This window comes from Streptomyces sp. LMG1-1-1.1, from assembly GCF_040815545.1.
In the GTDB taxonomy this organism is placed as follows: domain Bacteria; phylum Actinomycetota; class Actinomycetes; order Streptomycetales; family Streptomycetaceae; genus Streptomyces.
On sequence record NZ_JBFPNH010000076.1, the window covers coordinates 143,620 to 151,956 of the forward strand.

The window sequence follows — 8,337 nt, forward strand, 5'->3', positions numbered from 1 at the left end:
AACACCACGGGCTCGGGTTCTCCCCGTCGGAGGGGGAACCGTCGAGGTTCTCGATGATCAGGTCGTCGAAGCCGGGAGTGGTCTGCATGACGTCGCCTCTCTCTGCCGCCTGCCGCAGCCGGTTCGTCGCTGCGGTGCCCGAAGTCAACAGCGACCCCGGCGAGGGCCGCCATGCACCGATTCACGTTCCCCATGTGAATTCTTCACATGGGAGAGATGTGCAGCTCAGTGGGCAACTCCCGGCGCTCTAGGCATGCTGGAGACCGAGATCGATAGGTGCGATGCCTGGAGGAACACAATGTCCGAAGGTCCTACAAGGTTCGACCCCGTCAACGCCGGTCAGCAGCCCGGACCGCTGAGCATCGGACTGCTCGGCTCGCTGTCCCTGCATCTCGACCGGACCCCCGTGACGGCGAGCGCCCCGAAGCAGCGGCAGGTACTGGCACTCCTCGCCCTGAACGCGGGCCGGGTCGTGACCGTACCGGCGCTCATCGAGGAACTGTGGGGCGACCGCCCCCCGCGCAGCCACGCCACCACCCTGCAGACGTACGTGCTCCAGCTCCGCAACGCCCTGGCCGCCGCCGACTCCGACCGCCCCGGCGTGCGCCAGATACTCGGCACCTGTCACAGCGGCTACCTCCTGGAGGACGGCTCCTGCACCACCGACGTGGAGGTCTTCGAGCGCCACGTCCGCGCCGGCCGCAACGCCTCCGAGGCCGGCGACCACCGCCGCGCGTCGGAAGAGCTGCGCCAGGCACTGCAGTTGTGGCGCGGACCCGCCCTCGTCGACGTCCGCAAGGGCAGCGTCCTGGAGATCGAGGCGGTGTCCCTGGAGGAGAGCAGGCTCGGCGCCCTGGAACGGCGCATCGAGTCCGACCTCGCCCTCGGCCGCCACGCCGACCTCCTCGGCGAGCTGACCCGGGTCGTCGCCCGCAACCCCATGAACGAGAACCTCTGCGCCTACCTGATGATCGCCCTCTACCGCGCCGGCCGCGTCGGACGCTCCCTGGAGGCCTTCCACCGCCTCCGGTCCGTGCTCAACCACGAGCTCGGCGTCGAACCCTGCCCCCGCCTCCAGGGCCTCCAGACGGCCATCCTCTCCGGCGACCCCACCCTGGACGTCTGGTCCGTCTCCTGGTCCCCCGAGGAGTTCGCCGCCAACCGCCTCGCCCGCGCCTCCTGACCCGGGCCCCAGGAGCCTCCCCGCCCACCGGAGCCGTCACCCCCGCACACGGCTCCCGGTGGGGGAGGCGGGCGACCGACTACCGGCCGCCTCCGACCCGTCGCGGCTTCGCTCCGCCCACTCCGTGCCTCGGTTACGCCGTGACTCGGTTGCTACGCGACCCGGTTACGCCGTGACTCGGTTGCTCCGTCACTCGGTTACTCCTCGACCCGGTTGCTCCGCGATCCGCCCACTCCGCGACTCGCTTACTCCGCCGAGTCCTCGATCGTGATCTCCCGCTTCAGGATCTTGCCCGTCGGCCCCTTCGGCAGCCCAGGCACCAGCCGGACGATCCGCGGGTACTTGTACGGGGCCACCCGGGCCTTCACGAACGCGCGCAGCTCGTCCGCCGTGACCTCCGCACCCGGCTTCAGGGTGACGACGGCCGCGACCTCCTCGCCGTGCACCTCGTGCGGCACGCCCACGACGGCGGCCTCGGCGACCGCCGGGTGCTCGTAGAAGACCTCCTCGATCTCGCGCGGGTAGACGTTGTACCCGCCGCGGATCACCAGGTCCTTCCTGCGGTCCACGATGAAGTAGAAGCCGTCCTCGTCGCGCCGCGCGAGGTCCCCGGTGCGGAACCAGCCGTCGGTGAAGGCGGCCGCGTCGGCCTCGGGACGGTTCCAGTAACCGGCCATCACGTTCGGCCCCCGCACGGCGATCTCGCCGACACCGCCCTCCGCGACCTCCTTGCCCTCGTCGTCGAGCAGCCGGACCCGCACGCCCTCGATCGGGGTGCCGATCGACCCCGGCTTGCGGGGGCCTTCGAGCGACCCGAAGGTGACCACCGGAGAGGTCTCCGACAGGCCGTACCCCTCGACGACGGGACAGCCGAACGCGGACTCGAAGCGGTGCAGCACCTCCACCGGCATCGCCGACCCGCCGGTCACGCACAGCCGCAGCCCCTCCTCGCCCGTCAGCCCGGTGGTACCGGCGGCCTCCGCGGCGGCGAGCAGCCCGAGGAACATGGTGGGCACCCCCTCCATCACCGTGACCCGGTCCCGGGCGAGGATCTCCAGCGCCTTCGCGGCGTCGAAGCGCGGCAGCAGCGTGATGCGGGCGCCGGTCAGCACGGCCGCGTTCAGACCGCAGGTCTGGCCGAACACGTGGAAGAACGGCAGCCCGCCGAAGACCGTGTCCGACGCCGACATCCCGAGCACCCGCGCCACGGTCGCCGTGTTGGAGCCCAGATTGCCGTGCGTCAGCCGCGCCCCCTTGGGCCGGCCGGTCGTGCCCGACGTGTAGAGCAGCACCGCGAGGTCGTCGTCGCCCCGCTCCACGACCTCCCCGAGCGGCTCCGTCCCGGCGAGCACGGCCCCGAAGTCCGGGTCCGTCACGTCGACGCACCCGATCCCCAGCTCCGCCGCCGCGGTCCCCGCCTCGGCCATGGCGGGGCCCCACGCCAGGATCACCTTCGCTCCGCAGTCGCCGGCGCCGTAGCCGATCTCCCCGGACTTCAGCAGCGGATTCATCGGCACCGCGACCGCCCCGGCCCGCAGCACGCCGTAGTAGGCCACCGCGAAGTGCGGGACGTTCGGCAGCAGCACCGCCACCCGGTCGCCCGGCCCGACCCCCTGCCCCGCCAGCCACCCCGCCATCCGGGCACTGCGCTCGTCCAGCGCCCGGTAGTCGAGCGTCGCCTCGTCCAGCCGGATCGCCGTACTGTCCGGCCGCTCCGCCGCGGTCCGAGTCAGGTTCAGGGCCAGATTGGTCACCGTCGACCTCTTTCCGATGGTTCGGGTGTTGCTCCCCGGCAGGCTATCCGCCACCCCCGCTCCCCCCTCCACGGCACCCCGCCGCAGGTCACGGGGCCGCCGTGCGGGGCGTGTGCCGCAGTCCGGGGGCAGTCCCCTTGCTGCGACTGAGGTGCGCGCCCGCCGTCAGACGCGAAGGGCGCTCCCGCGCTCCGACGGCGATGCGCGCGCCCGCCGTCAGACGCGAAGGGCGCTCCCGCGCTCCGACGGCGATGCGCGCGCCCGCCGTCAGACGCGAAGGGCGCTCCCGTGCTCCGACGGCGATGCGGCCCCGCCGTCAGACGCGTAGGGCGCTCCCGCGCCCCGACGGCGATGCGCGCGCCCGCCGTCAGACGCAACGGGCGGTGATGTCGCCGTACGACGTGTCGGCGTGGATGTGCAGGCCGGCGTCCGACCCCTCGGTGTTCCCGAGGCTGTTGGCGATACGGCCGAAGGCGGTGCGGGCGTCGAGCGTCGCGGACGTACCGCGGGCCGCGCCGACGGTGATGCCGCCTGCCTCCGTGCGCAGCGTGACCGTCCCGCGCACCGCCTCGGCGACGTCGATGTCGCCCTTCTGCGTCCTGATCTCGGCCGTGCCGCCGAGGCGCCCCACCGAGACGTTCCCGGCCTGCAGCACGATCCGCCCGCCCGCGATCTCTTCGAGCCGCACCGTGCCGGCGGCCCCCTCGAACACCACGTCCCCGAGCCGGCCGGTCCCCCGCAGTTCACCGGCGGCCGTCTTCGCCTCGACCCGCGACCCGGCGGGCAGCCGGACCTCGACCTCGACGATTCCCGAGCTGCCCAGCACCCGGTTCCGCGGGGCCGGGGTCCCGACCCGCAGGACCCCGTCGGCGTACCCGACCTCCACTTCCTCGGCGGCCTTCACGTCGCGGCCCCTGGAAGCGTCGGCCGGTCGGACCTCGACGGTCGCCTCACCCTTGTCACCCGCGATGAACCGGACGTTCCCGGCGGCGATGTCCACGACGGCGACGATCTCGGCGGCGGTGGCGAACTTCTGCATCGTTCTCTCCTTCTCCTTCGGCGAGCACCCGACCGGCTCGCCGTTTCTGATGATGGAAAAGCTACGTTGCGTTCGAAGTTCTGGCAACACTCCCGTTGCGTAGAAGCCTAATAAACGCAGGCCAGGCTAGCGATTTCATTGCAACGACTCTGAAGGTAATGCAACAGTCCTCGCCGCTCTCATTGCAATGAACTGGGAGTGAACGCACTTCGGCCCCGCCCCCGGGCCCCGCCCCTCCGGTGACCGGCGGGAGTCCGGATCGTTGCCCGGTCACCAACGAACGAAGACACCCGGAGGTATGCGGTGGGCGGACAGCGGACGAGCGCGACGCGAGACCTGGTCCTGAGCGAGGCCGAGGACGTACGGAGTGCGGCCGAGGCGCTGGACGAAGGGGCCGCCGTGGCCCACGGCTTCGGCAACTTCTACGCCCTGACGGCACGCCCCGACCGGGAGGTCGTCGAGCGCGTGAACCGGATGAAGGGCCGCCCGGCCGACCAGGTCGGCAGCGTCACGACCGTCCGCGAACGCGTCGGCTCGGTCTTCGACTGGACCCGCCTGCCGTCCCCGCTCCCGCGCCGCCAGGTCGAGGACCTCGTCGACGAGCTGCTCCACCTCGGCCCGTTCGGCCTGCGGGGCCCCGCCGCCGCCCACATCCCGCCCCACCTGACGGCCCGCCGGCAGGACGTCCGCACCGTCCAACTGATCGTCCCCGGCTACTCCTGCCCCTCGAACGCCTTCCTCGCCGAGGCCCTGGACCGCACCGGCACCGGAATCCTCTCCGTCACCTCGGTCAACCGCTCCCGCCACCTCACCGGCGCGGACCACGAACCGGCCCACTGGCGCGCCGACGGCGTCATCGCCGAATTCGGCCACGAGCCCGACGTCCGCGTCCTCGCCCACGCCGACGACGCCGCCGCCCGCCGCCGTCACCCCCACCACGCCACGACCTCCACCACCGTCCTCTCCTTCCACCACACCCCCGGCTACGGCCGCCCGGGCATGCCCACCCTCACCCTCGAACGCCACGGCTCCCTCTCCGCCGACCACACCCGCGCCATCGCCGCCAACCACGGCTTCACCCTTGCCCTCTCCCCCCATTCCCCCCACCGCCTCCCCGCCCGCACCTACCCCCAGCCCACCCCGGCCGCCCGCACCACCCGCGACTGAGGCCCGCCACCCGCCCGGCGCGCCCGAGGGCTCGGTCCGTACGGAGATCGGCAGCGGAGCCCACGCCCGACGGCTCGGCTCGATGGCACCCATCCGCCGAGGGATCGGCTCCGAATGCCGGACATGAGCACCGACGTGACGACCCTGCGCCGCCCGCTGCCGGGTGGTGCCGTGAGCGGTCGCCGCCGGATGTTCTCCGCAGCCCTCAGCACGAACGCGACACCTCAGGAGAGCACCCCATGAACACCCTGCGCTTCCGTCGTTCCGCGGTGGCCGTCGCCGCCGCCGCCACCCTGCCGTTCGCCCTCGCCGCCTGCTCCGATTCCGGGAGCGACGCGATGTCCGGCGATGTCACCACGCAGGCCGCGCCGCCCGCGGCACAGGAGTCCTCGGCCGCGCCGGCGTCCGACGGTCCGTTCGGGCCCGCGTGTGCCGGTGTGCCCAAGGAGGGCGCCGGTTCGTTCGAGGGCATGGCCAAGGACCCCGTCGCCACCGCCGCATCCAACAACCCGGACCTGTCGACCCTGGTCACCGCGGTCAAGCAGGCCGGTCTGGTCGACACCCTCAACAACGCCGAGAACATCACCGTCTTCGCGCCGACCAACGAAGCCTTCGCCAAGATCCCCAAGGCCGACCTCGACAAGGCCCTGGCCGACAAGGAGCAGCTGACGAAGATCCTCACGTACCACGTCGTCGGTGAGAAGCTCACGCCGAAGCAGCTGGAGAACGGCTCCTTCGAGACCCTCCAGAAGGGCACGCTCACCACCAAGGGCTCCGGCGAGGAGTACACCGTCAACGACTCGTCGAAGGTCGTCTGCGGCAACGTGCCCACCGCCAACGCCACCGTCTACATCGTCGACACGGTCCTCATGCCCAAGTAGTCCCCGGACCGCCGAAGGGCGGTGCGCCACCGGCCGGACCGGTGACGCACCGCCCTTCTCGTGTGCGCCCTCGCCCAGAGAGGGGCCGTCGAGCTAGTGTGCGCCCTCGCGTGAGAGGGGCCGTCGAGCGGAGCCGTCTCACCCGAAGGTGAAGGCGAAGGCCTGCAGGCCCGGCGTCAGCCGGAGTTCGAGGCGGGCCTCGCGGGCGGTGTCGTGCTCGGTGAGCCGGTACAGCGTCGGTGTGCCGTGCACCTCGACGGTCCGGGTGCGCTCGCCGTCGACGAGGACCGTGACGGTGCCTTCGCCGGCGAGGACGAGGTTGGCGTTCCTTGCCCGGTAGGTCAGGGCGAGCCGCGCGTCGGGACCCGCGGTGAAGTGCTCGTACCCCGCGGTCCAGGTACCGGCCAGGGAGACCTTGCCCAGGGGGACGCCGCCGGCCGGGAACGAGTGGACGACGGGCTCGTCCTGGGTGAGTTCGGGCGTTCCGGTGTAGCCGCGGATGCGGTGGGTGCTGAGGTACGTCTCGGGGGTGCGGTCCGCGGTGAGCCGGTCGTCGGACTGATCCGTGGGCGGCGGGAGCACGACGCTCGGGTCCGCCTGCCGGAGCAGTTCGCGGACGAGGTTCTCGGTCCGGGCGTAGCGGCCCTCGCCGAAGGTGAAGTACCGGACGGTGCCCTCCGCGTCGATCAGGTACTTCGCGGGCCAGAACCGGTTGCGGTACGCGTCCCAGGTGTCGAGCTCGTTGTCGAGGGCGACCGGGTACGTGATGCCGAGCTTTCGCGTCTGGTCGGCGACGTTGCCGGCGTTCTTCTCGAAGGCGAACTCGGGGGAGTGGACGCCGATGACGGTCAGGCCCTTGTCACGGTAGGCGCGGTCCCACTCCTCGATGTGGGGGATGCTGCGCTGGCAGTTGATGCAGGAGTAGGTCCAGAAGTCGATCAGGACCACACGGCCGCGCAGATCGGCGAGATCGAGGGGCAGACCGCCCGGCGTGTTCAGCCATCCGGCGATGCCGGCCAGCGGCGGCGCCTGCCCGCAGGAGCGGAGCTCGTCGACGCCGTCCTCACAGCGGGACAGCTCCTCGTTGGAGTCGTCGTAGAGCCCGGAGAGCTTCTGCCGGGCGGCGTCACTGTCCTCCACCCGCCGCTGCGCCGCGCTCGTGTAGTCGGGCAGCGCGCGCTGGAGGGCCGTCGTGACGTCGAAGGCGAGCGCGAAGGCGAGCGCGATCATGAGAATGCCCGAGACGACGCGCAGTCTGCGGGCGCGCGTACGGAAAGCGGCCACCCGTTCCGCGACGCGCCGCCCGGCGAGGGCGAAAGCGAGCAGCGGGATCGCGGTCCCGACGGCGAACGCCAGCGTGAGGACCACGATGTCGCCGTCGATCTCCCCTCGGGCCCCGGCGACGGTGATCGCAGCCAGCACCGGCCCGGCACACGGGACGTACAGGAGCCCCAGCCCGAGGCCGAGGACGAACGCGCTGCCCTCCCTGTTGACCTGCCGTTGCGGGATGCGCGAGAAGGGCTTCTCCAGGACGCGCTCGACAGGCGGGAACACGAGCCCGAGGCCGATCAGCACGAGCAGCGACAGACCGACGTACCGCAGCAGGTCCTGCGGAAGCCCCAGCGCGGAGATGATCGTCACGCCGAGCAGCGTGAAGAAACCGAAGCTCACCACCAGACCCGCGACCACGGCATAGGGCCGCAGATTCCGACCCGACCGGACCGGAGGCGGCGCCCCACCCGGCGCGGAATCCCGCGCCGCCCCACCCACGGCGACGGCGGCCACGTCCCGCGGCGCCGGGGCATCCGCACCGGGACCGCCCGCCAGGAACACCACCGGCAGCACCGGCAGGATGCAGGGCGACACCGCCGTGATCAGCCCACCCAGCAGCCCGATCAGCACCAGAGTGACCATGTCGAACGCCTCTTTCTTCACGTGGCTGTCTCTCGACGCGTATTCGGTTCAGGCGCGGGGGCGGATGGCGTGGGTTGTGCTGGTGGGGGCTGGGGCTGGGGCTGGGGGCCGGGAGCAGAGAGGCGCCGGGGGGTGGGGCCTGGGCCAGGAGCCGGGGCGGCGGCCGGGAGCTGGGGGCCGGCGGCCGGGGTGGGGAGCAGAGAGCCGGGGGTCGGGAGCTGCGGGTTCGCGGGGTCCCGTGGGAGCTGCGGGAGGCGCGGGCGCCGGAGGCCAGTGGAGGCGCGGGGGGGCCGCCAGCCGGGCCACCCCCGCCCCCCCCCCCCCCGACCCCGCCGCAGCGGGCGGCGCGCGCCGCCCGGGGGCGCCCCCCCGGGGCTGCGCGGGGGTCCCGGCCCCCGC

6 protein-coding genes are annotated in these 8,337 nt (G+C 72.5%); 3 read left to right on the top strand and 3 right to left on the bottom strand.

The annotated features are described in order from the left end of the window. Nucleotides 1-298: 298 nt before the first annotated feature. Nucleotides 299-1,183 carry an AfsR/SARP family transcriptional regulator gene (locus MRBLMG1_RS34200; RefSeq protein WP_367828040.1) on the top strand — a complete coding sequence of 295 codons (885 nt, stop codon included), beginning with the start codon at nucleotides 299-301 and terminating at the stop codon, nucleotides 1,181-1,183. A 245-nt stretch (nucleotides 1,184-1,428) separates the two neighbouring features. Here the strand turns inward: MRBLMG1_RS34200 and MRBLMG1_RS34205 are convergent, their stop codons facing one another. Further along, nucleotides 1,429-2,937, bottom strand: coding sequence for a long-chain-fatty-acid--CoA ligase (locus MRBLMG1_RS34205; protein ID WP_367828041.1), 1,509 nt, complete (start codon nucleotides 2,935-2,937; stop codon nucleotides 1,429-1,431). Nucleotides 2,938-3,304: 367 nt separating this feature from the next. Then, nucleotides 3,305-3,976, bottom strand: a complete 672-nt coding sequence (locus tag MRBLMG1_RS34210; RefSeq protein WP_367828042.1) for a DUF4097 family beta strand repeat-containing protein — start codon at nucleotides 3,974-3,976, stop codon at nucleotides 3,305-3,307. A 303-nt stretch (nucleotides 3,977-4,279) separates the two neighbouring features. On the opposite strand from MRBLMG1_RS34210, the gene MRBLMG1_RS34215 reads away from it, so the two are divergent. Then, complete coding sequence (locus tag MRBLMG1_RS34215; protein WP_367828043.1) at nucleotides 4,280-5,143, top strand: L-threonylcarbamoyladenylate synthase; 864 nt, start codon at nucleotides 4,280-4,282, stop codon at nucleotides 5,141-5,143. 239 nt (nucleotides 5,144-5,382) lie between these two features. Continuing rightward, a complete protein-coding gene (locus MRBLMG1_RS34220; RefSeq protein ID WP_367828044.1) occupies nucleotides 5,383-6,024 on the top strand; it encodes a fasciclin domain-containing protein in 642 nt (213 codons plus the stop codon). 138 nt (nucleotides 6,025-6,162) lie between these two features. On the opposite strand, the gene MRBLMG1_RS34225 is transcribed toward MRBLMG1_RS34220, so the two are convergent. After that, nucleotides 6,163-7,959: a cytochrome c biogenesis protein DipZ gene (locus tag MRBLMG1_RS34225; RefSeq protein WP_367828045.1), complete on the bottom strand. Its 1,797-nt coding sequence runs from the start codon at nucleotides 7,957-7,959 to the stop codon at nucleotides 6,163-6,165. Nucleotides 7,960-8,337: the final 378 nt, after the last annotated feature.

Coding starts and splice junctions, on each gene's coding strand:
- MRBLMG1_RS34200 (WP_367828040.1), top strand. CDS start 299: ATGTCCGAAGGTCCTACAAGGTTCGACCCCGTCAACGCCGGTCAGCAG.
- MRBLMG1_RS34210 (WP_367828042.1), bottom strand. CDS start 3,976: ATGCAGAAGTTCGCCACCGCCGCCGAGATCGTCGCCGTCGTGGACATC.
- MRBLMG1_RS34220 (WP_367828044.1), top strand. CDS start 5,383: ATGAACACCCTGCGCTTCCGTCGTTCCGCGGTGGCCGTCGCCGCCGCC.